The following is a 23,641-nucleotide window of genomic DNA, read 5'->3' as shown; positions in this document are numbered from 1 at the left end:
TATGGCAGCGCTGTTGCGTCAAAACCGCCTCGACCCGGAAGCCCATCGTTACACTGCCGCCCATGTTGTATTTGCTCATCCCGTTCGCGCTGGCGGCGGCGATCACGCTCTACGTGGTGCACTCGTCCACGGCGCACGGCCATCTGTCCGCAGACCACGACCTGTCCGGCCCGCAGAAGTTCCACGCCCGGCCCGTGCCGCGCATCGGCGGCCTGGGCATCTTCGTGGGCCTGGCCGGCATGGTCGCGCTGGCCTACCTGCTGAAGCATCCGCAGGCGAAGACCGGCCTGCTGCTGCTGCTCTGCGGACTGCCCGCCTTCGGTGCCGGCCTGATCGAGGACTTCACCAAGAAGGTCTCGCCGCGAGAGCGCCTGATCGCCACCGCGATCTCCGCCGGCCTCGGCTGCTGGCTGCTCCAGGCCATGATCACGCGGACCGACATCCCCGGCCTCGACTTCATCGTCGGCACGACGGTCGGCGCGGTGGTCATCACCATCTTCGTCGTGGCCGGCGTGGCCAACTCGGTCAACATCATCGACGGCTTCAACGGCCTGTCGTCGATGTGCGTCAGCCTGATGCTGCTGACCCTGGCCTACGTGGCCTACCAGGTCGGCGACACCGAACTCGCCCTCTGGGCGCTGGCCGGCGTCGGCGCCATCCTCGGCTTCTTCGTCTGGAACTACCCCGCCGGCCTGATCTTCCTGGGCGACGGCGGCGCGTACTTCATGGGCTTCTATCTGGCGGAGATCGCCATCCTGCTGATTCATCGCCATCCGCAGGTCTCGCCGCTGTTCGCGCTGATGGTGTGCATCTATCCGGTGTTCGAGACGGTCTTCTCCATCTACCGCCGACGCTTCCTGCGCAATACCAGTCCGGGGGATCCGGATGGCATCCATCTGCACTCGCTCATCTACCGCCGCCTGATGCGTTGGGCGATTGGCGCACGGGATGCGCGCCTGATGACGCGTCGCAACTCGATGACGGCGCCGTACCTCTGGACGCTGTGCCTCTCGTCGCTGGCGCCGGCGCTGCTGTTCTGGGACTCGACGCTGATGATCGGCGCCTGCATGGTGCTGTTCGGCGTCGCCTACGTTGCGCTCTACTGGCGCATCGTGCGATTCCGGACCCCGAAGTGGATGGTCTTCCGCGGCGACCAGCGCAAGCTCACCGATCGTTCCGCGCAGTGATCCGTCGCCGGTCCGCGTGCGCGGATCGGTGGTTTCCCGGGGCTTTCCAGGGCTTGGAGGATAATCCGCGCCCATGACCGACACCACCCCGACGCCAAACCCTCTTTTCGACACGCTGCCGCTGGATCCCAAGCTGCTGCGCGCCGTGTCCGATCAGGGCTACGCGACGATGACGCCCATCCAGGCCAAGGCGATCCCGATCGTCCTCGCCGGCCGTGATGTGATGGGCGCCGCCCAGACCGGCACCGGCAAGACCGCCGCGTTCTCGATCCCGCTGCTGCAGCGCATGCTCAAGCACGAGAACGCCTCGATGTCCCCGGCCCGCCACCCGGTGCGCGCGCTGGTGCTGGCTCCGACCCGCGAACTCGCCGACCAGGTCGCCAACAACGTCAAGGCCTACGCCAAGCACACCAACCTGCGCGTGGCCTGCGTCTTCGGCGGCATCGACATGAAGCCCCAGACCTTGCAGCTCAAGGCCGGCGTCGAGGTGCTGATCGCCACGCCGGGCCGGCTGCTGGACCACATCGAAGCCAAGAACGCCGTGCTCAACCACGTCGAGTACGTCGTGCTCGACGAGGCCGACCGGATGCTGGACATCGGTTTCCTGCCCGACCTGCAGCGCATCCTGAGCTACCTGCCCAAGACGCGTCAGACGCTGCTGTTCTCCGCGACCTTCTCGCCGGAGATCAAGCGGCTGGCGCAGAGCTACCTGCAGGAGCCGGAGCTGGTGGAAGTCGCCCGCCCGAACGCGACGGCGTCGACCGTCGAGCAGCGCTTCTTCAGCGTCGACGACGACGACAAGCGCGCCGCGGTCAAGCAGCTGCTGCGCCAGCGCGAGATCCGTCAGGCGATCGTGTTCGTGAACTCCAAGCTCGGCGCGGCGCGCCTGGCCCGCGCCTTCGAGCGTGACGGCCTGCGGACCGCCGCCCTGCACGGCGACAAGTCCCAGGACGAGCGCCTGAAGTCGCTGGAAGCGTTCAAGCGCGGCGAGGTGGACCTGCTGGTCGCGACCGACGTGGCCGCGCGGGGCCTGGACATCGCCGACCTGCCGGCGGTCTTCAACTTCGACGTCCCGTTCAACGCCGAGGACTATGTGCACCGCATCGGCCGCACCGGCCGCGCCGGCGCGTCGGGCCTGGCCTTCACGCTGGTGACCAAGGGCGATGCGCGTCTGGTCGGCGAGATCGAGAAGCTGATCAAGAAGAAGCTGGACCTGGAGCCGATCGAGCTCGAGGGTGAGCGTCGCCGCTTCGACGGTGACCGTGGCGAACGCGGCGATCGCGGCCCGCGTGGCGAGCGCTCCGACCGCGGTGATCGTGGTGCCGAGCGCGCGCCGCAAGGCGAGGGCGGCGAGCGTCGCGACTTCCGTCGTGAACGCGAGGATCGTCGCGATGAGGCTTACGGATCGCAGGGGTCGCATTCGCATGCACCGGCGCGTGCGTCGCGTCAGGCCTACGACCCGCTGTTCGACAAGCCGTATGAGGCGACTCAGGGCGGCGACGTGCCGGCCTGGGAGAAGGGCCCGGCCAACGCGCCGCGCGGCGGCCTGTCGTCCAACATCAAGCCGAAGAAGAAGGTGGCGGCGTTGTTCGGCGCCAAGCGGCCGCCAGTCACCGCCGACAGCGAATCCTGATCGGAGGCGCCCTGATCCGCGGGAGCGGATCGGCGTGCCCTGGTCAACGCGTCCCGATCAGCGAGGGCCTGATCAGCAGGGCCCTGCTCAGCGGGAGCCGAGGATCGCGAACACCGCCGGGACCTTGTCCGGCAGCGCCTTCGGCGCCTGACGCCATTGCTCGACCGTCGCCGTGTGCGTCCACGCGTCCTTCAGGCTCAGCCCGCAACTGACCGACAGCAGCGAGCCCGGCCGCAACGCCGCCAGCAGCGCCTGCAGCAGCGCGCCGTTGCGGTAGGGCGTCTCGATCATCAACTGGGTCTGCTGCTCGCGCGCCGAGAAGGTGTCCAGCGCCTTGATGCGCGCGGTGCGCTCGGCGGCGTCGAGCGGGAGATACCCGACGAACGCGAAGCTCTGGCCGTTCAGTCCGCTGGCGGCCAGGGCCATCAGCAGCGAACTCGGTCCGGTCAGTGGCACCACCTGCACCTTCGCCGCGTGAGCGGCGGCGACCAGCTTCGCGCCGGGGTCGGCGACGGCGGGCATGCCGGCCTCGGAGATCAGGCCGATGTCGTGACCGGCCATCGCGGGCTCCAGCAGCGCCAGCCAGAGCTTCTCTTCGCTCGACGACGCCGAGACGGCGCCGGCCGCCGGGCCGCGGCCCTTGGCCGGGCGCGGCAGCTCCTCGATGTGCTGCTCCTGCAGCGGCACCGCCAGCGGATGGATCGCGCCGACGCGCTTCAGGAAGGCGCGGGTGGTCTTGGCGTTCTCGGCGGCCCAATGCGTGATCGAGGCGGCCCGCGCGAGCACGGCGTCCGGCAGGACCTCGCGCAGGTCGACTTCCTGGCCGTTCATGCCGAAGTCGAGGGTGTTGGGAACGAGGAAGAGGCGGCCGCGGGTCATTGTTGTTCTCGACAAGGGTGGGGTCAGGGAAGTGCGTTCAGGCGGGTCGGCTCAGCACGTCCAGCCCGCCGCGACGCAGCAGCGCGGTGGTGCGGATCAGCGGCAGGCCGATCAGCGCCGTCGGATCGTCGGACTCGATTGCCTCCAGCAGCGCGATGCCCAGGCCCTCGGCCTTGGCGCTGCCGGCGCAGTCGTAGGGCTGCTCGGCGCGGAGATAGCGTTCGATCTCGGCGTTGCTCAGGTCGCGGAAGCGCACGCGCACCGGGGCCAGGTCTTCCGCGACGAAGCCGGTCGCCTCGCAGACCACGGCGAGCGCCGTCTGGAACACGACGGTGCGCCCGCGCATCGCACGCAGCTGTTCGACGGCGCGCTCATGCGTGCCCGGCTTGCCGATCGGCTGGCCGTCCAGGTCGGCGACCTGGTCCGAGCCGATCACCAGCGCCTGCGGGAACCGAGTCGCCACCGCGCGGGCCTTGGCCAGGGCCAGTCGGCGCGCGAGCGCTTCGGGCGTTTCGCCCGGCAGCGGGGTCTCGTCGACATCGGGCGCCGCCGTCTCGAACGGCAGCCGCAGGCGCTCCAGCAACTCGCGCCGGTAGCGGGAGGTGGAGCCCAGTACGAGCGGGCGGACGGGCGGGGAGGCGGCAGTCATGGGCGTGGATTGTCCCATCGGGCCGGAGGTGGCTCGTACACTTGCCACCCATGAAACCGCGTTCGTTCGATCCATTGAAGCTCGATGTCGGAGTCTTTGCCCGGGAGGGCGGCACGCTGGAGGGCGAGTGGCCCGCGACCAGCCTGACGCGCCTGGCCGAAGCCGCCGCGCCCGAGTCCGATCCGGCCCAGTGGCCGCCCGTGTCCTGGTCCACCCGGGGCGAGTTGCGTACACCCAAGGGCGGCGAGCCGCAGGCGTGGCTCGAGTTGACCGCCGAGGCGCAGGTCGCGGTGACCTGCCAGCGCTGCCTCCAGCCGGTGCGCGAGGACCTGGCGGTGTCGCGCTGGTTCCGCTTCGTCAAGGATGAGGACATGGCGGCGGAGATGGACATGGACTCCGACGACGACGTCCTGGCGCTGCCGCGCCACCTGGACCTGCGCGAGCTGATCGAGGACGAACTCCTGCTGACCTTGCCCGTCGTGCCGCGCCACGAGGTGTGCCCGGAGCCGCTGCCGCACGCCAACGTCGAGGAGGACGAGCTGCCGGCGGAAGAGCGCCCCAACCCGTTCGCGGCGCTGGCGGCGCTGAAGAAGGGCTCCGGCGGCAAGGCGTGACACCGGTCAGGTGCTGTGCTATAGTTTCCGGCTTTCCCGGATCGAAGTGCGTCCACCTGAATTGGTTCAGGGTGGGCACGCGGCGCCGGGACCGAGGCGTCGGTAGCGGAACATCCTTGTCGGATCCGCGGTACAGCTCGAGTTCTCTCGAGAGCCCGAGCAACCTCGAATCACCAGCCAGCCGAAGCCTTTAGGAGAATTAACCATGGCCGTTCAGCAAAACAAGAAGTCCCCCTCGAAGCGCGGCATGCACCGTTCGCACAATGCCCTGGTCACCCCGGGCACCGCGATCGAGCCGACCACCGGTGAAGTGCATCTGCGTCACCACATCAGCCCCAACGGCTTCTATCGTGGCCGCAAGGTGCTGAAGACCAAGGCTGACGCCGCCTGATCGATTCGATCAGCCGGTCCGGAGTGCTCTCAGGAGCCTCCGCCTGGTCGCACGAGCAAGAAGAGCCCGGTTCCGCATCACGCGTTGCCGGGCTTTCGCATTTCCGATCCTTCCCTCCGAAGGCTTCCCCTTCTTCCGGAAGGCTTCCCCTGTCGCGCACGCTTCTTGCGGGGTCGCTACAGTCGCACCTTCGACCGGTGTTCTTCTCAGGTTTCGATGACCGCAATTCCCGCCACCCGCTCATCGCCATCCGCCGAGCCACTCCGCCTGGCGGTGGACTGCATGGGCGGCGACCACGGCCCCGCCGTCACCCTCCCGGCTTGCAAGGCCTTCCTCGCCGCGCATCCGCAGGCGGAACTCGTGCTGGTCGGCCTGCCCGACGCGCTCCAGGCTGCTGAAACCTGGCCTCGCACGCGCATCGTCGCGGCCAGCGAGGTCGTCAGCATGGACGATCCGATCGAGATCGCCCTGCGGCGCAAGAAGGATTCGTCGATGCGGGTGGCGATCTCGCAGCTCAAGCCGGCCAAGGACGGCACCCCCGCGCAGGCGCATGCCTGCGTCTCGGCGGGCAATACCGGGGCGTTGATGGCGGTCGCCAAGTACCTGCTGAAGACGCTGGAGGGCATCGACCGTCCCGCCATCGCCACCGTGATGCCCAACCAGATCGGCGGCTTCACGACGGTGCTGGACCTGGGCGCCAATGTCGACTGCGGCCCGGAACATCTGCTGCAGTTCGCCGTGATGGGCAGCGCGCTCGTGTCGGCGGTGGACGGCAAGGAGAACCCGACCGTCGGCCTGTTGAACATCGGCGAAGAGATGATCAAGGGCAACGAGACGATCAAGCGCGCCGGCGAACTGCTGCGCGAGGCCGCCTCGCATGACCAGCTGAACTTCCACGGCAACGTGGAAGGCAACGACATCTTCAAGGGCACCACGGACATCGTCGTCTGCGACGGATTCGTCGGCAACGTCGCGTTGAAGACGGCGGAAGGCCTGGCCAGCATGATCTCCAGCTTCATCCGGGCGGAGTTCACCCGCAACTGGTGGACCAAGGCGATCGCGCTGCTGGCGATGCCGGTGCTGCAGCGTTTCAAGGACCGCGTCGACCATCGCCGCTTCAACGGCGCGGCGCTGCTGGGCCTGCGAGGTCTCGTGTTCAAGAGCCACGGTTCGGCCGATGCCTTCGCTTTCGAGCAGGCTTTGAACCGGGCGTATGATGCGGCCCGCAACCGGCTCCTAGACCGGGTTCACGATCGCATCGTCGCGACGCTGCAGGCGCTCCCCGCGCCTGCCAATGAGGAGGGCGGCGATGCAGGAGACACGGCGGCCACCGCCGCCCACGCTGCATGACCACTGCTTCCACGCGCCACGCCCGCATCCTCGGAACGGGCAGCTACCTGCCCGCGAACCGCGTCACCAATTCGGCCCTGGCGGAACGCCTCGCCCGCGACGGGATCGAGACCTCGCATGACTGGATCGTCGAGCGCACCGGCATCCACGCCCGTCACTTCGCCGACCCGCACGTCACGTCCAGCGACCTGGCCCTGCCGGCCTCGCTGGCGGCGCTCGAGGCCGCCGGCGTGCGCGCCGACGAGATCGACCTGATCATCGTCGCCACGTCCACGCCGGACATGGTGTTCCCCTCGACCGCCTGCCTGCTGCAGCAGAAGCTGGGCATCCACGGTTGCGCCGCCTTCGACGTGCAGGCCGTGTGCTCGGGCTTCGTGTATGCGCTGACGATCGCCGATTCGATGATCAAGAGCGGCGCCGCGAGCAAGGCGCTGGTGGTCGGCGCCGAGGTGTTCTCGCGCATCCTCGACTTCAAGGACCGCACGACCTGCGTGCTGTTCGGCGACGGCGCCGGTGCCGTGGTCGTCGGCGCCAGCGACGAGCCCGGCATCCTCGCCAGCGAACTCCATGCCGACGGCCGCCATGCCGACATCCTCTGCACGCCGGGCACCGTGTCCGGGGGCGAGGTCCTCGGCCATCCGCTGCTGAAGATGGACGGCCAGGCCGTGTTCAAGCTGGCGGTGGGCGTCCTGGAGAAGGTCGCGCGTTCGGTCCTCGACAAGGCCGGTCGCACCGATGCCGACATCGACTGGCTGATCCCGCACCAGGCCAACATCCGCATCATGCAGGGCACGGCCAAGAAGCTGAAGATGCCGCTGGACAAGCTGATCGCCACCGTCGACGAGCATGGCAACACGTCCGCCGCGTCGATCCCGCTGGCCTTCGACGTCGCGGTGCGCGCCGGCAAGATCAAGCGCGGCGACACGGTGATGCTGGAAGGCGTCGGCGGCGGCTTCACCTGGGGCGCGGTGCTGCTGGACTTCTGATGGCCGACGCCGTCCGGTGCCTGATCCTGGCCGCCGGACCCGCGCGCGCAGCGGCGGCACTCGAGGTGCCGCGCCGCTGTCACGCGCGCTTCTCCCTCCTCATAGATAGTCTCGGACTCGAACCATGAGCAAGAACTTCGCAATCGTCTTCCCCGGCCAGGGCTCGCAGTCGGTCGGCATGCTGGACGCCTGGGGCGATCACCCGGAAGTGGTGCGCACGCTGGCGGAAGCCTCGGCCGCACTCGGCGAGGACATCGGCGCGCTGATCAAGAACGGTCCGAAGGAGCAACTGGACCTGACGACCAACACCCAGCCCGTGATGCTGACCGCGGGCATCGCCAACTACCGCGCCTGGATCGCGGAGACGGGCCTGGTCCCGTCCGCTGCTGCCGGCCATTCGCTGGGCGAGTACACGGCGCTGGTCGCCGCCGGTGCGCTGAGCCTGGCCGACGCGCTCCCGCTGGTGCGCTTCCGCGCCCAGGCGATGCAGGAAGCCGTGCCGGTCGGCACCGGCGCGATGTCGGCCATCCTGGGCCTGGATGCGGCCGTGGTCCGCGAGGTCTGCCAGAAGGTCGCCGCCGAGTCGGGCGAGGTCGTCGAGGCCGTGAACTTCAACGATCCGAAGCAGACGGTGATCGCCGGCTCGAAGGCGGGCGTCGAGAAGGCCAACGAAGCCCTCAAGGCCGCCGGCGCCAAGCGCGCGCTGCCGCTGCCGGTGTCGGCGCCGTTCCATTCCAGCCTGATGAAGCCGGCTGCCGAACGCCTGCGCGAGAAGCTCGCCGCCGTGTCGTTCCAGCCGGCCGCCTTCCCGGTGATCAACAACATCGACGTCGCCGTGACCGACGACGCCCAGGCGCTGCGCGATGCGCTGTTCCGCCAGGCCTTCGGTCCGGTGCGCTGGGTCGAGGTCATGCAGGCCCTCAAGGCCCGGGGCCTGACGACCGTCATCGAGTGCGGCCCCGGCAAGGTGCTGGCCGGCATGGCCAAGCGCATCGATGCGGATCTGGTCAGCGCCACGGTGCTGGACCCGGCTTCGCTGACCGAGGCCAGGGCCCTGCTGGCCTGATCACCGCCCCTTCATCCCGAATCCCGAGGTTCTTCATGTCCGACAACAAGCAAGTGGCGCTCGTGACTGGCGCCAGCCGTGGCATCGGCCGCGCGATCGCACTGACGCTGGCCCAGAAGGGCTTCGTCGTGATCGGCACCGCGACCAGCGAGTCCGGCGCCCAGGCCATCACCGACACCCTGGCGCCGCACGGCGGCCGTGGCGCGGTGCTGAACGTCAATGACGGCGCGGCCGTCAATGCGCTGATCGACGCGATCGTCGGTCAGGACGGCGGCATCCAGGTGCTGGTCAACAACGCCGGCATCACCAAGGACCAGCTGTCCATGCGGATGAAGGACGAGGACTGGGACGCCGTCCTGGACACCAACCTGAAGGCTGTCTTCCGCGCCAGCCGCGCCGTCATGCGCCCGATGATGAAGCAGCGCTACGGTCGCATCATCAACATCACCTCGGTGGTGGGCGCATCCGGCAACGCCGGCCAGGCCAACTACGCCGCCGCCAAGGCCGGCGTCGCGGGCATGACGCGTGCCCTGGCCCGTGAGCTCGGCAGCCGCTCGGTCACCGTCAACTGCGTCGCGCCCGGCTTCATCGCCACCGACATGACCGAGGTGCTGCCGGAGGCGCAGAAGGCCGCGCTGCTGGCCCAGATCCCGGCCGGCCGCCTGGGCGATCCGGCCGAGATCGCCCATGCCGTGGCGTTCCTGGCTTCCCCGGAAGCCGGCTACATCACGGGCGTGGAATTGCACGTCAACGGCGGCATGTACATGAATTGAGGTGGACCCCGTCCCACGCACACGGCGTGGACGGTCCACCCACCGGATTCACCCGGCCGGTGTAGGGCTGATAGAGTGCGAGCGCGCGCCGTCTCCATCGTGGAAGGCGTGTCTCGGGAGGTCCGACTAGGGGCGCCACTCTAAGGCCTTAGAATCCCGGGTTGTTCTAGCAAACCACCCCCTCCTGGAGGAGTCATGAGCGATATCGAAGCACGTGTCAAGAAAATCATCGCCGAGCAGCTCGGCGTGCCCGAAGCCGATGTGACCAATGAAAAGGCCTTCGTCGCCGATCTGGGCGCTGATTCTCTGGACACCGTGGAACTGGTGATGGCCCTCGAAGACGAGTTCGGCATCGAGATCCCGGACGAAGAGGCCGAGAAGATCACCACCGTGCAACTGGCCATCGATTACGCGGTCAAGCACCAGAAGGCGTAAGCAAGCAGCATGAGCCGTCGTCGCGTCGTCGTCACCGGTCTCGGCCTGATCTCGCCCGTGGGCAACACGGTCGAGGAAGGCTGGGCCAACATCGTGGCTGGCAAGTCCGGCATCGACACCATCACCCGTTTCGATGCCTCGATCCTCGCCTGCCATTTCGCGGGAGAGGTCAAGGACTTCAAGGTGGATGAGTACATCCCCGCGAAGGAAGCCCGCCACATGGATACGTTCATCCATTACGGGCTGGCGGCCTCGCTGCAGGCGATCCGCGACGCGGGTCTGCCCACCGGCGACGCGCTCGACCCGGAACTGGCGGAACGCATCGGCGTGCTCGTCGGCTCCGGCATCGGCGGTCTGCCGATGATCGAGGAGACCCACGCGGAACTGACCAACCGCGGCCCGCGCCGCGTCAGTCCGTTCTTCGTGCCGGCTTCGATCATCAACATGATCTCGGGCCACGTCTCGATCAAGTGCGGGTTCAAGGGCCCGAACCTGGCCATCGTGACGGCGTGCACCACGGGTCTGCACAGCATCGGCACCGCCGGTCGCATGATCGAGGCGGGCGACGCCGACGTCATGGTCGCCGGCGGTTCGGAATCGACGGTGTCCCCGCTGGGCGTCGGCGGTTTCGCCGCGGCCCGCGCGCTGTCCACCCGCAACGACGACCCCAAGACCGCGTCCCGTCCCTGGGACAAGGACCGCGACGGTTTCGTGCTGGGCGAGGGTGCCGGCGTGCTGGTGCTCGAAGAGTACGAACACGCCAAGAAGCGCGGCGCCAAGATCTATGCGGAGCTGGTCGGCTTCGGCATGAGCGCCGACGCGTATCACATGACCGCGCCCGACGTGGACGGCCCGACGCGCTCGATGCGCAACGCGCTGCGAAACGCCGGACTGAATGCGGACCAGATCCAGTACATGAACGCGCACGGCACGTCCACGCCCCTGGGTGATGCGAACGAGACCAACGCGATCAAGAAGGCCTTCGGCGACCATGCGAAGAACGGCCTGGTGGTGTCGTCGACGAAGTCGATGACCGGCCACCTGCTGGGCGGCGCGGGCGGCATCGAGTCCGTCTTCACCGTCAAGTCGTTGCACGACCAGGTCGCCCCGCCGACGATCAACCTCTTCAACCAGGATCCCGAGTGCGACCTGGACTACTGCGCCAACGAGGCGCGGAAGATGCCGATCGAGTACGCCGCGAAGAACAACTTCGGCTTCGGCGGCACGAACGGCACGCTGATCTTCAAGCGGATCTGATCTGCTGATCGCAGCACGCTTCTGAAGCACGATCCGGACGGCGACTCATGACGCCGGTCCGATCGACATCACGCCGGGCCACTGCCCGGCGTTTTTCATTGACGGACGATACGCGGTGGATGCGCGTGCAGCGCGCGGCGCTGTTCGGGGGCGTCGCGGCGGCGATCGTCGCGGCGTTGCTCCAGGCGGGTGTCGCCGACGGCATCGGCGTCGGGGCAGCGATCGTGCTCGCCGCTGTCGCGGGCGGCGCGCTGCCCGTGCGCACGCCGGCGAGGGCCGTGCTGCGATGGGACGGCGCGCAGTGGTGGTGGCAGCGCGCGGGAGAGCCGCTTGCCGTCACGCCGGGCGTCGTCATCGACCTCGAACAATGGATGCTGCTGCGGCTGAACGCCGCCACGGATGCGGACGGTGTTCGTGGTCGTGCGCCGCCCGAGCGCTGGATCGCGCTGTCGCGACGCGCGCACGAATCGCAGTGGGCGTCGCTCCGGCTCCACCTCTTTCTCGCTGCAGCCTGACACCATGTCGTTTCTGAATTCCGGGCATGATGTGGGCCTTCCGTTTTTGCATCGCCACCTGCGAGTGTTCATGCTCAATTCCGACCGCACCTGTTCCCTTCGACGTCTTGCCCTGGCGCTCGCCGGTTCCACCTTGCTGAGCGCTTCGCTAGGAGCCGTCGCCCAGGCTGCGACAAAGCCCGCGACACCTGCCGCCACGGCCGTCCCCGTTGCTCCTGCCGCCCCGGTGACCGCTCCGGTGCCCGTTGCCACGCCGGACCTGGCGCGCGCACTGCCGGACTTCAGCGCCCTGGTCGAGCAGGCCGGCCCGGCCGTCGTCAACATCCGGACCTCGGAGAAGGTGAAGGTCGCCAACGCCCAGATCGACGAGCAGATGCGCGAACTGCTGCGCCGCTTCGGCATCCCCGTGCCGCAGCAGCGTCGTGCGCCTCCCGGCGCGGCGCCGGCCCCTGCGCCGACCCCCGACGACGATGACGACGACGACGCGCCGCAGCGTCGCGGCCTGGGTTCCGGTTTCGTGATCGGCGCCGACGGCTTCGTGATGACCAACGCGCATGTCGTCGACGATGCCGACGAGGTGACCGTCACGCTGACCGACAAGCGCGAGTTCAAGGCCAAGGTGGTCGGCCTGGACCGTCGCACGGACGTGGCGGTGCTCAAGATTGACGCGAACAACCTGCCGATGCTGCGCATGGGCGACGTGACCCGGCTCAAGGTCGGCGAATGGGTGATGGCCATCGGCTCGCCGTTCGGCTTCGACAACACGGTCACGGCCGGCATCGTCAGCGCCAAGGCGCGCGACACCGGCGACCTGCTGCCGCTGATCCAGACCGACGTCGCGATCAACCCAGGCAACTCCGGCGGTCCGCTGCTGAACCTGCGCGGCGAGGTGGTCGGCATCAACTCGCAGATCTACAGCCAGTCGGGCGGCTTCATGGGCATCTCGTTCGCGATCCCGATCGACGAGGCGATGCGCGTGGCCGACCAGCTGCGTGCCGGCGGTCGCGTGACGCGCGGCATGCTGGGCGTCTATCCGGACGACGTGAGCAAGGAAGTCGCCGAGGCGATCGGCCTGGGCAAGCCGCAAGGCGCGCTGATCAGCCGCATCACGCCGGCCGGCCCCGGCGAGAAGGCCGGCGTGCAGCTCGGTGACGTGATCACGAAGTTCGATGGCAAGACCGTCGAGAAGGCTGTCGACCTGCGTCGTCTGGCCGCGGCGACCAAGCCCGGCACCAAGGTGCCGCTGCAGGTGTTCCGGCGCGGCGCCTACAAGGACCTGACCGCGACGCTCGAGGCGCTGCCGGACGACCGCGCCGCGGCGACGCCGGAAGCCGAGACGCCGGCCGCGACCGGTGCGTCGGCGTGGGGGCTGACGGTGAGCGAGCTGACCGATGCGCAGCGCAAGGAACTCAAGGTCGACGGCGGCCTGCGCATCGATTCCGTCGACGGTCCGGCGGCGCGTGCCGGGCTGAAGATCGGCGACGTCATCCTCTCGGCCAACAACGCCGAGGTGAAGACGGTCAAGCAGTTCCAGGTGGCGCTGGCCAAGCTCGAGAAAGGCAAGTCGCTCCAGATGCTGGTGCGCCGTGGCGAAGTCGCGACCTACGTCGTGCTGAAGCCCGGCAAGGGCTGAATCGGGCACCGTCAACCCACCGCCGGCATGGGGCTTTCCGTAATGCGGAAAATCTGGCCGGTGGCGCGTGATCCGGTGCACAACTCAACGTCGGTTGGTGCTTGCTAACGGATGTGACCAAGGCGGGGTATTGGTGCCCCGCTCCGCTACAATCAAGCCGCGTTCGGGCAGCTTTGTCGCTGTTCCGACGGTGAATCGGAAGGCATCATTTTGATGGGCTCAGCGATCCACAGGATGTCCCCGCGTTTTGTGGATAACCTGTGCATAAAATCGCTGTTGGCGAAGGGCAACGCGCGAGAAGCTCGCATCCATGCGGTTTCCAGGGCGGTGCTTTTGGCTACAATGAAAGCCCAACAAGCAGTTGCCATACGTTTTGTTGGAAGGCGCGTCACCGTTTAGACGTGCCTTTTTTTATGTCCCGTTCAGGTCCTGCGAAGGGCCCTGCATCACCGCCCCGACCGACGTCCCCAGCGTGTCTCCGCGTGCTCCGCTTGAGCACCGTTGAAGTGGCGGACGAAGCGCGCGGTCTCCGTCCGAGTCCATGAACCACATCCGCAATTTCTCCATCATTGCCCACATCGACCACGGCAAGAGCACGTTGGCCGACCGGATCATCCAACGCTGCGGCGGGCTGTCGGACCGGGAGATGGAAGCGCAGGTGCTGGACTCGATGGACATCGAGCGCGAGCGCGGCATCACGATCAAGGCGCAGACCGCCGCGCTGCAGTACAAGGCCGCGGACGGGCAGGTCTACAACCTGAACCTGATCGACACGCCGGGACACGTGGACTTCTCGTATGAGGTGAGCAGATCGCTGTCCGCCTGCGAGGGCGCGCTGCTGGTGGTCGACGCCAGCCAGGGTGTCGAGGCGCAGACGGTGGCCAACTGCTACACCGCGCTGGAACTCGGCGTCGAAGTCGTCCCGGTGCTGAACAAGATGGACCTGCCGTCGGCGAACCCGGAAGGCGCGAAGACGGAGATCGAGGAAGTCATCGGCATCGACGCCACCGACGCGATCCCGTGTTCGGCCAAGACCGGCATGGGCATCGACGAGATCCTCGAGGCGGTCATCGCCCGCATGCCGCCGCCGCAAGGCACGGTCGAGGCGCCGCTGCGCGCGATGATCATCGACTCCTGGTTCGACAACTACGTCGGCGTCGTGATGCTGGTCCGCGTCGTGGACGGCACGCTGAAGAAGAACGAACGCATCCGCATGATGGCGACCAACGCCATCTACCCGGCCGAACACCTGGGCGTGTTCACGCCGAAGTCGGAGAAGCGCGACCAGCTCAACGCGGGCGAGGTGGGCTTCATCATCGCCGGCATCAAGGAGCTGTCCGCGGCGAAGGTGGGCGACACCATCACGCTGGAAAAGAAGCTCCCGAACAACCTGGGGCCGGCCACCGAGGCGCTGCCCGGCTTCAAGGAGATCCAGCCCCAGGTCTTCGCCGGCCTGTACCCGACCGAAGCCAGCGAGTACGACCAGCTGCGCGACGCGCTGGAGAAGCTCAAGCTGAACGACGCGTCGCTGCGTTTCGAACCGGAGGTGTCCCAGGCGCTGGGTTTCGGTTTCCGTTGCGGCTTCCTCGGCCTGCTGCACATGGAGATCGTGCAGGAGCGCCTGGAGCGCGAATTCGACCAGGACCTCATCACGACCGCGCCCAGCGTGGTCTACGAGGTCCAGCTCGGCGACGGCGAGGTGATCGAGGTCGAGAACCCCTCGAAGATGCCGGAGCAGAGCAAGATCGCCGAGATCCGCGAGCCGATCGTGACGGTCCACCTGTACATGCCGCAGGAGTACGTCGGCGCGGTCATGACGCTGGCCAACCAGAAGCGCGGCGTGCAGTTGAACATGGCCTACCACGGCCGTCAGGTCATGCTGACCTACGAGATCCCGCTGGCGGAGATCGTGCTGGACTTCTTCGACAAGCTGAAGTCGGTCTCGCGCGGCTACGCCTCGATGGACTACGAGTTCAAGGAATACCGCGCCTCCGACGTCGTCAAGGTCGACATGCTGATCAACGGCGACCGCATCGATGCGCTGTCGCTGATCGTGCACCGGGCGCAGTCGCAGTTCCGCGGCCGCCAGGTGGCCGCCAAGATGCGCGAGATCATCCCGCGCCAGATGTACGACGTGGCCATCCAGGCGGCCATCGGCGCCAACATCATCTCGCGCGAGAACATCAAGGCGCTGCGCAAGAACGTGCTGGCAAAATGCTACGGCGGTGACATCAGCCGCAAGCGCAAGCTGCTGGAAAAGCAGAAGGCCGGCAAGAAGCGCATGAAGCAAATCGGTTCGGTGGAGGTGCCGCAAGAAGCCTTCCTGGCCATCCTCCAAGTCGAAGAATAAGTCTCCGCATGAAAGCCATGAGCGCATTGACCGGGTTGCTGTACGTGACCCTGATCGCCTACCTGGGCGGCTGGTACCGGGGCTACTGGAGCGGCAACTTCTCGCTGCTGCTGCTGATCCTGACCACGGTGACGCTGGCGTACTGGCTGGCCGAGCGCTTCCACTTCCAGCCTTCCCGTGAACGTGCCGCCGCGCGGCTGACCGAGTCCGACGCGCAGCGCCGCGCCGCGCTGGCTGCGCAGGGCATCCAGCGCGTCGACGGCGACGTCGAGGGCGCCCGCGAGGAGATCCTGCGCCAGCCCTGGTGGCTGGACTGGACCGCTGGCCTTTTCCCGGTGATCCTGATCGTCTTCCTGCTGCGTTCGTTCATGTTCGAGCCGTTCAAGATCCCGTCCGGCTCGATGGTGCCGACGCTGCTGATCGGCGACCTGATCCTGGTCAACAAGTACCACTACGGCGTGCGGCTGCCGGTGATCAACAAGAAGATCATCAGCAACAACGACGTGCAGCGTGGCGACGTGGTCGTGTTCCGCTTCCCGCGGGACACGAGCGTGGACTACATCAAGCGCGCCGTGGGCCTGCCGGGCGACGAGATCGCCTACCTCAACCAGAAGCTGTACGTGAACGGCAAGCTGGTGGAGACGGTGTCGCAGGGCGAGTTCTTCGACGAGGATCCCAACTCGATGCGTTTCCGCAGCCGCTACACGGAGAAGCTGGGCGCGGTCGAGCACCAGATCCTGGTGGACGCGCAGCCGCAGGGGCGCATCCAGAAGCAATACGACTTCCCGTACAACGAGAACTGCAAGTACACGCTGGAAGGCGTGACCTGCAAGGTGCCGGCCGGCCACTACTTCATGATGGGCGACAACCGGGACAATTCGCTGGACTCGCGTTTCTGGGGCTTTGTGCCGGATGAGAACATCGTGGGCCGCGCCTTCGTGGTCTGGATGAACTTCGGCAGCCTGAAGCGCATCGGCGGCATCCAATAACACGGGTTGACACACCGGCCGGCCGACGGCCGGCCAACCATCGACTACTCTGTTCCAAAGACAACCATCGGAGCGACGCGTGATGAGGGCACGGAAGATTCAACGGGGCATCAGCCTGCTGGGACTGCTGTTCTGGGCGGTGATCATCGGCGGCGGGTCGGTGATCCTGCTGCGCGTGGTGCCGACGGTGATGGAGTACTACACGATCCAGAGGGCGGTCGACAAGATCGCCCGGGACAACCCGCCCACGGTGGCTTCGGCGCGCGACAGTTTCCAGCGGACCAAGGACATCGAATATTCGATCGTCAGCATCGAGCCCAAGGACCTGGTCATCACCAAGGTCGACGACAAGGTGAAGATCAGCTTCGCCTACGAGAAGGAAGTGCCCTTGTTCAACCCGGTGTTCCTGGTGATCAAGTACAAAGGCGAGTCGCACTGACCACCGCCCGACCGTCCATGACACCGCAAGCGCTCGACGCCCTCCAGCAACGCCTCGGCTACCGCTTCAAGCAGCCTGGGCTGCTGCAGCGCGCGCTGACGCATCGCAGCTTCGGCCAGCAGCACAACGAGCGTCTGGAATTCCTGGGCGACGCGGTGCTCAACCTGACGGTGTCGGCGCTGCTGTTCGACCGGTTCGCCGGGTCGGATGAAGGCGACCTGACCCGCATCCGCGCGCACCTGGTGCGCGAGGACAGCCTGCACCGCCTGGCGCTGGTGCTGCAGATGCCCGAAGCGCTGCGCATGAGCGAGGGCGAGGCCCGCGGCGGCGGCGGCCAGCGGCCGTCGATCCTGGCGGACGCGCTGGAGGCCGTGATCGGCGCCGCGTTCCTGGACGGCGGCTACGAGGCCGCGCGTGAGATCGTGCGCGGGCTGCTGGGCGAGACCATCGCCGCGAGCGGCATCGAGCAGTGGGCCAAGGATTCGAAGACGGCGTTGCAGGAGTGGCTCCAGGCGCGCAAGCTGCCGGTGCCGTCCTATCGCATCGCCGAGACGCGGGGCCAGGCCCACGCGCAGACGTTCACCGTCGAATGCGAAGTGGCCTCGCTGACGCTGTCGCGCCGCGGCGAAGGCCGCTCGCGCCGGATTGCGGAGCAGGAGGCGGCCCGGCAGGTGCTGGACGAACTGCTCGCCGGCGATCGACCCGGCACCGGCCTGCGCGACTGACGCGGAGCCCGCGATGAACGCACCCAGAACGCCGAGGACGCCGAAACCGACGTCCCCGTCCGATGCCATTTCCGATTCCCTTTCTGAATCTCCTTCCCCTGTTTCCGAGGACCCCGATCTGAACACCCCGCACGACCCCGCCACGCCGCACGACGCCGATACGTCGCAGGACCACGACGCCGACGCCGACACCAATGCCGACGTCGAGAACGATGAGCTCGACGAGGGCGAGGACGACGATGGCGAGGCGCTGCCTGAGGTCCAGGGCGGCATCGGCGCGATGCCGTACGAGGGCGACCTGCGCTGCGGCCTGATCGCGATCGTGGGTCGGCCCAACGTCGGCAAGTCGACGCTGCTGAACGCGCTGGTCGGCCAGAAGGTCTCGATCACCTCGAAGAAGGCGCAGACCACGCGCCACCGCATCACCGGGGTGCGTACCGTCGACGAGGCGCAGTTCGTCTTCGTCGACACGCCCGGCTTCCAGACCAAGCACAGCAGCGCGCTGAACCGCAACCTGAACCGCACGGTCCAGGGCGTGCTGGCGGACGTGGACCTGGTGCTGTTCGTCGTCGAGGCGGGCCGCTTCGGCCTGGACGACGCCAAGGTGCTGTCGCTGCTGCCGCAGAACAAGCCGGTCGTGCTGGTCGCCAACAAGCTGGACGCGGTGACCCGGCGCGCCGAGATGATGCCCTGGCTCAAGAGCATGCAGGAGCGACGCAACTTCACCGAGTTCGTGCCGCTGTCGGCGAAGAAGGATTCGGACGTGCAGCGCCTGTTCCAGATCCTGAAGCCGTACCTGCCGAACCAGGAATGGTTCTACGAGGAAGACGCGCTGACCGACCGCAGCGAGAAGTTCATGGCCGCGGAGATGATCCGCGAGAAGCTCTTCCGCCTGACCGGCGACGAGCTGCCCTACGAAGCCACGGTGATCATCGATCGCTGGGAGGAGGAGGGCAACCTGCGCCGCATCGCCGCCACCATCGTGGTCGAGCGCGACGCGCAGAAGGGCATGATCATCGGCCAGGGCGGCGAGCGCCTGAAGCGCATCGGTTCCGAGACCCGCCAGGAGCTGGAGAAGCTGTGGGACGCGCGCGTGTTCCTGGAGCTCTGGGTGAAGGTGCGGTCCGGCTGGGCCGACTCCGAAGAGCATCTGAGAAGCTACGGCTACGAGTGAGGCCCATGGCCACCCGCGCCCCGAAGCCGCCCGCCACGCAGGCGGCTTTTGTTTTGCACCACTACGACTGGAGCGAGACCAGCCTCGTGCTGGACTTGTTCAGCCGGGAGCACGGTCGGCTTGCGGTGATCGCCAAGGGGGCGAAGCGGCCCTATTCGCAGCTGAGATCGGTGTTGCTGCCGTTCCTGCGGCTGCAAGGTGACGCTGTCCAAGCCGTCGAAGATGAACGAGGACGGCGCGGCCGAGGTGCAGTCGCTGCGCGGCGCGGAGTGGGTCGGCGGGCAGACGCTGCCCGGCGGCGCGGCGCTGTTCAGCGGCTACTACGTCAACGAGCTGCTGCTGAAGTTCCTGCCCCGGCAGGAGGCTCAGCCGGAACTCTTCGATGCCTACGCGGCCCTGCTGCCGCAACTGCGCTCGGTGGACGACGCGCAGGCGGCGCTGCGGGCCTTCGAGCTCAAGATGCTGTCGATCTGCGGCCTGCTGCCGGACCTGAGCGTCCTCTCGACGACGCAGGCGCCGCTGGATCCGGAGCGGCTGTACATGCTCGCGCCGGAGTCCGGCGTCATCGTGCCGACACACGATGCGCCGCAGCTGACAGGCCAGGCTTTCGTCCAGCTCCAGGCCGCCCTGCTGCACGGCAGCCAGGCGGCGCTGCAGCAGGCCTGCGAACTCGCGGGCCCGGCGCTGAAGCCGCTGTCGCGCGCATTGCTTCACTATCATCTGGGGCATCGTCCATTGCGGACGCGGCAAGTGCTGCTCGACGTCCAGAAGCTGCTCACATGAATCCGCTGATCGCTCCCGAATCCGGCCGCCACGACGCGCGATGCGCGCTGTCGGTCAACGTCAACAAGGTGGCGCTGCTGCGCAACACCCGGCACCTGGGCATCCCCAGCGTGACGCGCGCGGCGCAGCTGTGCCTGGAGGCCGGCGCGCAGGGCATCACGGTGCACCCGCGGCCCGACGCGCGCCACATCCGCGCGCAGGACGTGCGCGAGCTCGCCGCCTTGATGAAAGCCTGGCCGCAGGCCGAGTACAACATCGAGGGCAACCCGACGCAGAACCTGATGGACTTCATCCGCGAGACCAAGCCCCATCAGGCGACCTTCGTGCCGGACGGCGAGGACCAGTTCACCTCCGACCACGGCTGGAACCTGCCGGCGGATGCCGAACGCCTGCGTCCGATGATCGCCGAGTGCAAGTCGCTGGGCGTGCGGGTGAGCCTGTTCATGGACCCGCTGCCCGAGGCGATGGCGCACGTCGCCGCCGTGGGCGCGGACCGCATCGAGCTCTACACCGAGACCTGGGCGAGCGCCTTCGGCACGCCGCGCGAGGCCGAGGTGGCCGCGGCCTTCGCGGCCACGGCACGCGCCGCGCTGGCGCAAGGCCTGGGCATCAACGCGGGCCACGACCTGAACCGCGACAACCTGACGCGCTTCCTGCGCGAGGTGCCGGGCGTGTCGGAGGTCTCGATCGGCCACGCGCTGATCGCGGACGCGCTGGAACTCGGCTACACCGAGGCGGTGCGGGACTACCAGCGCTGCATCCAGCGCGCGTACGTCTGATTGCATTTCCGCACCAGACGGCCACACAAAGCCCGCACGGAACCCACACGGCGGGCACCAGACGCGCACAGGTCGCGCAAGAAAGGGTCGCGATGATCTACGGCATCGGCACGGACGTCTGCGACATCCGGCGCATCCGCAAGACGTTCGAACGGCGCGGCGAGCGCTTCGCCGAGAAGGTGCTGGGTCCGCACGAGCTCGAGGTGTTCCGCGAGCGGCATGCCAAGGTCGAGGCGCGGGGCATCGCCTACCTGGCGACGCGCTTCTCGGCCAAGGAGGCCTTCTCGAAGGCGATCGGCATGGGCATGCGGATGCCGATGACCTGGCGCGACTGCGAGATCGTCAAGGCGCGCAGCGGCAAGCCGGGCATCCAGCTGCACGGCGCGCTGGCCGAGTGGTTCGAGGCCAAGGGCCTGAGCGCCCATGTCAGCGTCAGCGACGAGACCGACTATGCGACGGCGTTCGTCGTCGTCGAGACCCGAGCTTGAATTTGAAAGAGAGACAGTCAATGACCGAGCATCTGCATTCGCCCGTGATCCTGGACATCGCCGGCACGACGTTGACGGCGGACGATCGCCGCCGGCTGGCGCATCCGCTGACGGGGGGATGATCCTGTTCGCGCGCCACTTCGAGCACCGCGCACAGCTGACCTCGCTGTGCGCCGAGGCCAAGGCGATCCGTCCCGACCTGCTGATCGCGGTGGACCAGGAAGGCGGCCGCGTCCAGCGTTTCCGCACCGACGGCTTCACCGCGCTGCCGGCGATGCGCGCGCTCGGCGAGCTGTGGATGGACGACGCGATGCGCGCGGTGCAGGCCGCGACCGCGACCGGTCTCGTGCTGGCGCTGGAACTGCGGGCCTGCGGCGTCGACATGAGTTTCGCGCCGGTGCTGGACCTGGACCATCAGGACGACGGACGCCAGTCGATCAACGCGGTGATCGGATCGCGCAGCTTCCACAGCGATCCGCGCGTGGTGAGCCTGCTGGCGCAGAGCCTGATGCAGGGTCTGGCGCTCGCGGGCATGGCGAGCTGCGGCAAGCACTTCCCGGGACACGGCGCGGTGAGCGTCGATTCGCACGTCGGCGTGCCGGTGGACACACGGTCGCTGAAGGCCATCCTGGCGGAGGACGTGAGGCCCTTCGAATGGCTGAGCCTGAGCCTGTCGGCGGTGATGCCGGCGCACGTGATCTATCGCAAGGTGGACAGCCGGCCGGCGGGCTTCAGCCAGCGCTGGCTGCAGGACATCCTGCGCGACCGCCTGGGCTTCGCCGGCGCGGTGTTCAGCGACGACCTCGGCATGGCCGCGGCGCGCGTGATCGAAGGCCGGCCGGTGGGCTATACCGAGGCGGCGCTGGCGGCACTGGGCGCGGGCTGCGACCTGGTGCTGCTGTGCAACCAGAGCCTGGAGCAGGGCGGCCGCGCGATCGACGAGCTGCTCGACGGCCTGGCCGACGCGCAGGCGAAGGGCGCGTGGACGCCCGCGATCGACAGCGAGGCCCGCCGCGCGGCGCTGGTGCCGCAGTCGGCGCCGCTGACCTGGGATGAGCTGATGCTGGCGCCGCGTTACCTGGAGGCGCTGGCGCGCCTGCCTTGAGGACGGCGCGACGCGCCGTTCAGCGGCAGTCGGCGGAACGGAGGGTCATCATCGCGCCGGGCTCCTTGCGCAGGACGGCCGTGCACTGGACGTGGCCGGCGAGCGGCCGTGTCAGCACGAGCCGGGTGCCGACGTAGCTGCAGATCGCGAGCGGTCGATCGAGCGCGGTGACGTTCCAGACCAGCGTTTCGGTGGCGCCGCCCTTCGCATCGCGCTGGGTCTTCACGTCGTCGTAGATCGCGCCCTGATGCTCCTCGATGGCTCCTTGGCTGATCTGGAAACCGCTGAGGGCGTGCCTGACCTGGGGCGCCTCGCGCGCGACGGCGAAGCCGTCCGGCACCTCCGAGGCCTCCTGCCTGGTGGCGGCCCATTCGGCAGGGCAACTGAAGGGCTGAGGCGATGCCCAGACCTGATGGCCGGTCAAGGCAAGGCACAGGGCGACGGCGGGCTTGAGCAGGGACATGTCACCATTGGACCGCCGCGCGAGGCGATCGACCGCTGTCGAAGGTCATCGCTCCGCGGACCGGATGCAACGACACAACATTCCGACACATGCGTGATTCTGCGATGGATGGCCGGTTGCCGCTCTACCAGCATGCCGATCCCGACGCGGCGCTGCCCGCGCTCGGGATGACAGCACCGTTCCGCGCGGTGATCGTGGCTGAAGTTTCTGTCACCACCAGTCAACAGAATCGCATCAGTGACTGGCTCGTTGCTCAAGGCTGCCTCTACGCAATGGCATGGGGCGTGAACGCGAGCAGTTGGGACGATGCGATCGACTGGGCCGCCATCGCCAGGACCGATCTCGTGCAGGTGTCGGAAGGTCCTCTCATCCTGACGAGCTGGCATGACGATGAGACGCTGAGCGAGGTTTTCGACTTTGCGATTCGGTGCGCCAGTCATCCCGCTGAGCCGCTGGACGAACTGATCGTTGTTCATGTGGCCCACGCCCCGGATCCCGAGCGTATCCAGGCCGTCTATCGATCCGTACTTCCTTCCGATCACAAGGAGCTTCCATGAAGAGAAACGATTTCCACCCCGACCTTGCCATCGCACGACGACTCGCTTTCGCGGCACTGGCGATCTTTGCCGCCTCGTCCGCGCATGCGCTGGATTGCGCGAACGCCGTGAGCACGGTCGACATGAACGACTGCGCCAAGCAGGAACAGCAGCAGGTCGAGAAGCAGTTGAACGACGTCTATCGCCGCGTGCTGGCGGAAACGCCGGTCAAGGTCGGCAGCGTCAAGCCGGCGAAGCCCAAGGACAGTCTGGTCGCCGCACAGCGCCTGTGGGTCAAGTTCCGAGAGGCCGACTGCAAGGCGGTCCTCGACCTGTGGTCCGACGGATCGATCCGCAACGTGCAGTACCTCGCCTGCCTGCGCGATCACGCGCAGTTGCGTATCAAGCAGCTCGAGGCGTTCAAGACGCAGCCCTGACAGCG

Annotated in this window: 25 protein-coding genes and 2 pseudogenes; 24 read left to right on the top strand and 3 right to left on the bottom strand. The window is 67.7% G+C overall.

What is annotated here, in order from left to right; all coding sequences use genetic code 11:
- Positions 1-62 precede the first annotated feature (62 nt).
- Positions 63-1,187 carry an MraY family glycosyltransferase gene (locus ACQ86G_RS02045; protein WP_431259084.1) on the top strand — a complete coding sequence of 375 codons (1,125 nt, stop codon included), beginning with the start codon at positions 63-65 and terminating at the stop codon, positions 1,185-1,187.
- Between the two features lie 73 nt (positions 1,188-1,260).
- Positions 1,261-2,820, top strand: coding sequence for a DEAD/DEAH box helicase (locus ACQ86G_RS02040; protein ID WP_431259083.1), 1,560 nt, complete (start codon positions 1,261-1,263; stop codon positions 2,818-2,820).
- Positions 2,821-2,907: 87 nt separating this feature from the next.
- On the opposite strand, the gene ACQ86G_RS02035 is transcribed toward ACQ86G_RS02040, so the two are convergent.
- Together ACQ86G_RS02035 and ACQ86G_RS02030 are read right to left on the bottom strand one after the other, a co-directional pair.
- Positions 2,908-3,699, bottom strand: a complete 792-nt coding sequence (locus tag ACQ86G_RS02035) for an SAM-dependent methyltransferase (protein WP_431259082.1) — start codon at positions 3,697-3,699, stop codon at positions 2,908-2,910.
- Between the two features lie 37 nt (positions 3,700-3,736).
- Positions 3,737-4,348 carry a Maf family nucleotide pyrophosphatase gene (locus tag ACQ86G_RS02030; protein ID WP_431259081.1) on the bottom strand — a complete coding sequence of 204 codons (612 nt, stop codon included), beginning with the start codon at positions 4,346-4,348 and terminating at the stop codon, positions 3,737-3,739.
- A 50-nt stretch (positions 4,349-4,398) separates the two neighbouring features.
- Here ACQ86G_RS02030 and ACQ86G_RS02025 point away from each other — a divergent pair, with 50 nt between their 5' ends.
- From ACQ86G_RS02025 to nagZ, 20 genes and pseudogenes are all read left to right on the top strand, one after another.
- The gene (locus ACQ86G_RS02025) at positions 4,399-4,962 is read left to right on the top strand and encodes a YceD family protein (protein WP_431259080.1); all 564 of its coding nucleotides are present in this window, start codon (positions 4,399-4,401) and stop codon (positions 4,960-4,962) included.
- Positions 4,963-5,167: 205 nt separating this feature from the next.
- The gene (gene rpmF / locus ACQ86G_RS02020) at positions 5,168-5,353 is read left to right on the top strand and encodes a 50S ribosomal protein L32 (RefSeq protein WP_067065736.1); all 186 of its coding nucleotides are present in this window, start codon (positions 5,168-5,170) and stop codon (positions 5,351-5,353) included.
- Positions 5,354-5,569: 216 nt separating this feature from the next.
- Entirely contained in the window at positions 5,570-6,703 is a 1,134-nt protein-coding gene (gene plsX, locus ACQ86G_RS02015) for a phosphate acyltransferase PlsX (protein ID WP_431259079.1), read from the top strand.
- A complete protein-coding gene (locus ACQ86G_RS02010) occupies positions 6,700-7,689 on the top strand; it encodes a beta-ketoacyl-ACP synthase III (RefSeq protein WP_431259078.1) in 990 nt (329 codons plus the stop codon). Before plsX ends, ACQ86G_RS02010 begins: the two co-directional genes overlap by 4 nt.
- 124 nt (positions 7,690-7,813) lie before the next feature.
- Positions 7,814-8,755, top strand: a complete 942-nt coding sequence (gene fabD / locus ACQ86G_RS02005; RefSeq protein WP_431259077.1) for an ACP S-malonyltransferase — start codon at positions 7,814-7,816, stop codon at positions 8,753-8,755.
- 35 nt (positions 8,756-8,790) lie between these two features.
- A complete protein-coding gene (gene fabG, locus ACQ86G_RS02000) occupies positions 8,791-9,528 on the top strand; it encodes a 3-oxoacyl-ACP reductase FabG (RefSeq protein WP_431259076.1) in 738 nt (245 codons plus the stop codon).
- 195 nt (positions 9,529-9,723) lie between these two features.
- Positions 9,724-9,963 (top strand): acyl carrier protein, encoded by a 240-nt coding sequence (acpP, locus tag ACQ86G_RS01995; RefSeq protein WP_058936430.1) that lies wholly within the window; start codon positions 9,724-9,726, stop codon positions 9,961-9,963.
- A gap of 9 nt (positions 9,964-9,972) precedes the next feature.
- A complete protein-coding gene (gene fabF / locus ACQ86G_RS01990; protein WP_431259075.1) occupies positions 9,973-11,220 on the top strand; it encodes a beta-ketoacyl-ACP synthase II in 1,248 nt (415 codons plus the stop codon).
- Positions 11,221-11,267: 47 nt separating this feature from the next.
- Positions 11,268-11,735 carry a hypothetical protein gene (locus tag ACQ86G_RS01985; RefSeq protein WP_431259074.1) on the top strand — a complete coding sequence of 156 codons (468 nt, stop codon included), beginning with the start codon at positions 11,268-11,270 and terminating at the stop codon, positions 11,733-11,735.
- Positions 11,736-11,805: 70 nt separating this feature from the next.
- Complete coding sequence (locus ACQ86G_RS01980) at positions 11,806-13,368, top strand: DegQ family serine endoprotease (protein ID WP_431259073.1); 1,563 nt, start codon at positions 11,806-11,808, stop codon at positions 13,366-13,368.
- A gap of 541 nt (positions 13,369-13,909) precedes the next feature.
- The gene (gene lepA / locus ACQ86G_RS01975; RefSeq protein WP_431259072.1) at positions 13,910-15,718 is read left to right on the top strand and encodes a translation elongation factor 4; all 1,809 of its coding nucleotides are present in this window, start codon (positions 13,910-13,912) and stop codon (positions 15,716-15,718) included.
- A gap of 17 nt (positions 15,719-15,735) precedes the next feature.
- The gene (gene lepB, locus ACQ86G_RS01970; protein ID WP_431261311.1) at positions 15,736-16,707 is read left to right on the top strand and encodes a signal peptidase I; all 972 of its coding nucleotides are present in this window, start codon (positions 15,736-15,738) and stop codon (positions 16,705-16,707) included.
- A gap of 82 nt (positions 16,708-16,789) precedes the next feature.
- Positions 16,790-17,146 (top strand): DUF4845 domain-containing protein, encoded by a 357-nt coding sequence (locus ACQ86G_RS01965; protein WP_431259071.1) that lies wholly within the window; start codon positions 16,790-16,792, stop codon positions 17,144-17,146.
- Positions 17,147-17,163: 17 nt separating this feature from the next.
- Entirely contained in the window at positions 17,164-17,871 is a 708-nt protein-coding gene (gene rnc / locus ACQ86G_RS01960; protein ID WP_088406278.1) for a ribonuclease III, read from the top strand.
- Between the two features lie 280 nt (positions 17,872-18,151).
- A complete protein-coding gene (gene era, locus ACQ86G_RS01955; RefSeq protein ID WP_377161555.1) occupies positions 18,152-19,045 on the top strand; it encodes a GTPase Era in 894 nt (297 codons plus the stop codon).
- Between the two features lie 5 nt (positions 19,046-19,050).
- Positions 19,051-19,179: pseudogene (locus ACQ86G_RS01950) on the top strand (recombination protein O N-terminal domain-containing protein); the annotation flags it as partial.
- A gap of 64 nt (positions 19,180-19,243) precedes the next feature.
- On the top strand, positions 19,244-19,828 hold the full coding sequence (gene recO / locus ACQ86G_RS01945; protein WP_431259070.1) for a DNA repair protein RecO: 585 nt from the start codon (positions 19,244-19,246) through the stop codon (positions 19,826-19,828).
- The gene (locus ACQ86G_RS01940; RefSeq protein ID WP_431261310.1) at positions 19,825-20,607 is read left to right on the top strand and encodes a pyridoxine 5'-phosphate synthase; all 783 of its coding nucleotides are present in this window, start codon (positions 19,825-19,827) and stop codon (positions 20,605-20,607) included. Before recO ends, ACQ86G_RS01940 begins: the two co-directional genes overlap by 4 nt.
- Positions 20,608-20,699: 92 nt before the next feature.
- The gene (gene acpS, locus ACQ86G_RS01935; RefSeq protein WP_431259069.1) at positions 20,700-21,095 is read left to right on the top strand and encodes a holo-ACP synthase; all 396 of its coding nucleotides are present in this window, start codon (positions 20,700-20,702) and stop codon (positions 21,093-21,095) included.
- 20 nt (positions 21,096-21,115) lie between these two features.
- A pseudogene (gene nagZ / locus ACQ86G_RS01930) lies at positions 21,116-22,200 on the top strand (beta-N-acetylhexosaminidase).
- Positions 22,201-22,219: 19 nt separating this feature from the next.
- Here the strand turns inward: nagZ and ACQ86G_RS01925 are convergent.
- Complete coding sequence (locus tag ACQ86G_RS01925) at positions 22,220-22,663, bottom strand: STY0301 family protein (protein ID WP_431259068.1); 444 nt, start codon at positions 22,661-22,663, stop codon at positions 22,220-22,222.
- A gap of 89 nt (positions 22,664-22,752) precedes the next feature.
- Between ACQ86G_RS01925 and ACQ86G_RS01920 the strand changes: the two genes are divergently transcribed.
- Together ACQ86G_RS01920 and ACQ86G_RS01915 are read left to right on the top strand one after the other, a co-directional pair.
- On the top strand, positions 22,753-23,220 hold the full coding sequence (locus tag ACQ86G_RS01920) for a DUF7684 family protein (protein WP_431259067.1): 468 nt from the start codon (positions 22,753-22,755) through the stop codon (positions 23,218-23,220).
- Entirely contained in the window at positions 23,217-23,636 is a 420-nt protein-coding gene (locus ACQ86G_RS01915; RefSeq protein ID WP_431259066.1) for a lysozyme inhibitor LprI family protein, read from the top strand. Before ACQ86G_RS01920 ends, ACQ86G_RS01915 begins: the two co-directional genes overlap by 4 nt.
- Positions 23,637-23,641: the final 5 nt, after the last annotated feature.

Source organism: Roseateles chitinivorans (assembly GCF_050632145.1).
GTDB classification, from domain to species: domain Bacteria; phylum Pseudomonadota; class Gammaproteobacteria; order Burkholderiales; family Burkholderiaceae_C; genus Roseateles; species Roseateles chitinivorans_B.
This window is presented reverse-complemented; position numbering and strand designations above follow the sequence as displayed.

Excerpts from the sequence above, each read along its gene's own strand:
- ACQ86G_RS02045 (WP_431259084.1), top strand. The coding sequence starts at position 63 with ATGTTGTATTTGCTCATCCCGTTCGCGCTGGCGGCGGCGATCACGCTC.
- ACQ86G_RS02040 (WP_431259083.1), top strand. The coding sequence starts at position 1,261 with ATGACCGACACCACCCCGACGCCAAACCCTCTTTTCGACACGCTGCCG.
- ACQ86G_RS02035 (WP_431259082.1), bottom strand. The coding sequence starts at position 3,699 with ATGACCCGCGGCCGCCTCTTCCTCGTTCCCAACACCCTCGACTTCGGC.
- ACQ86G_RS02030 (WP_431259081.1), bottom strand. The coding sequence starts at position 4,348 with ATGACTGCCGCCTCCCCGCCCGTCCGCCCGCTCGTACTGGGCTCCACC.
- ACQ86G_RS02025 (WP_431259080.1), top strand. The coding sequence starts at position 4,399 with ATGAAACCGCGTTCGTTCGATCCATTGAAGCTCGATGTCGGAGTCTTT.
- rpmF (WP_067065736.1), top strand. The coding sequence starts at position 5,168 with ATGGCCGTTCAGCAAAACAAGAAGTCCCCCTCGAAGCGCGGCATGCAC.
- plsX (WP_431259079.1), top strand. The coding sequence starts at position 5,570 with ATGACCGCAATTCCCGCCACCCGCTCATCGCCATCCGCCGAGCCACTC.
- ACQ86G_RS02010 (WP_431259078.1), top strand. The coding sequence starts at position 6,700 with ATGACCACTGCTTCCACGCGCCACGCCCGCATCCTCGGAACGGGCAGC.
- fabD (WP_431259077.1), top strand. The coding sequence starts at position 7,814 with ATGAGCAAGAACTTCGCAATCGTCTTCCCCGGCCAGGGCTCGCAGTCG.
- fabG (WP_431259076.1), top strand. The coding sequence starts at position 8,791 with ATGTCCGACAACAAGCAAGTGGCGCTCGTGACTGGCGCCAGCCGTGGC.
- acpP (WP_058936430.1), top strand. The coding sequence starts at position 9,724 with ATGAGCGATATCGAAGCACGTGTCAAGAAAATCATCGCCGAGCAGCTC.
- fabF (WP_431259075.1), top strand. The coding sequence starts at position 9,973 with ATGAGCCGTCGTCGCGTCGTCGTCACCGGTCTCGGCCTGATCTCGCCC.
- ACQ86G_RS01985 (WP_431259074.1), top strand. The coding sequence starts at position 11,268 with ATGACGCCGGTCCGATCGACATCACGCCGGGCCACTGCCCGGCGTTTT.
- ACQ86G_RS01980 (WP_431259073.1), top strand. The coding sequence starts at position 11,806 with ATGCTCAATTCCGACCGCACCTGTTCCCTTCGACGTCTTGCCCTGGCG.
- lepA (WP_431259072.1), top strand. The coding sequence starts at position 13,910 with ATGAACCACATCCGCAATTTCTCCATCATTGCCCACATCGACCACGGC.
- lepB (WP_431261311.1), top strand. The coding sequence starts at position 15,736 with ATGAGCGCATTGACCGGGTTGCTGTACGTGACCCTGATCGCCTACCTG.
- ACQ86G_RS01965 (WP_431259071.1), top strand. The coding sequence starts at position 16,790 with ATGAGGGCACGGAAGATTCAACGGGGCATCAGCCTGCTGGGACTGCTG.
- rnc (WP_088406278.1), top strand. The coding sequence starts at position 17,164 with ATGACACCGCAAGCGCTCGACGCCCTCCAGCAACGCCTCGGCTACCGC.
- era (WP_377161555.1), top strand. The coding sequence starts at position 18,152 with ATGCCGTACGAGGGCGACCTGCGCTGCGGCCTGATCGCGATCGTGGGT.
- ACQ86G_RS01940 (WP_431261310.1), top strand. The coding sequence starts at position 19,825 with ATGAATCCGCTGATCGCTCCCGAATCCGGCCGCCACGACGCGCGATGC.
- acpS (WP_431259069.1), top strand. The coding sequence starts at position 20,700 with ATGATCTACGGCATCGGCACGGACGTCTGCGACATCCGGCGCATCCGC.
- ACQ86G_RS01925 (WP_431259068.1), bottom strand. The coding sequence starts at position 22,663 with ATGTCCCTGCTCAAGCCCGCCGTCGCCCTGTGCCTTGCCTTGACCGGC.
- ACQ86G_RS01920 (WP_431259067.1), top strand. The coding sequence starts at position 22,753 with ATGCGTGATTCTGCGATGGATGGCCGGTTGCCGCTCTACCAGCATGCC.
- ACQ86G_RS01915 (WP_431259066.1), top strand. The coding sequence starts at position 23,217 with ATGAAGAGAAACGATTTCCACCCCGACCTTGCCATCGCACGACGACTC.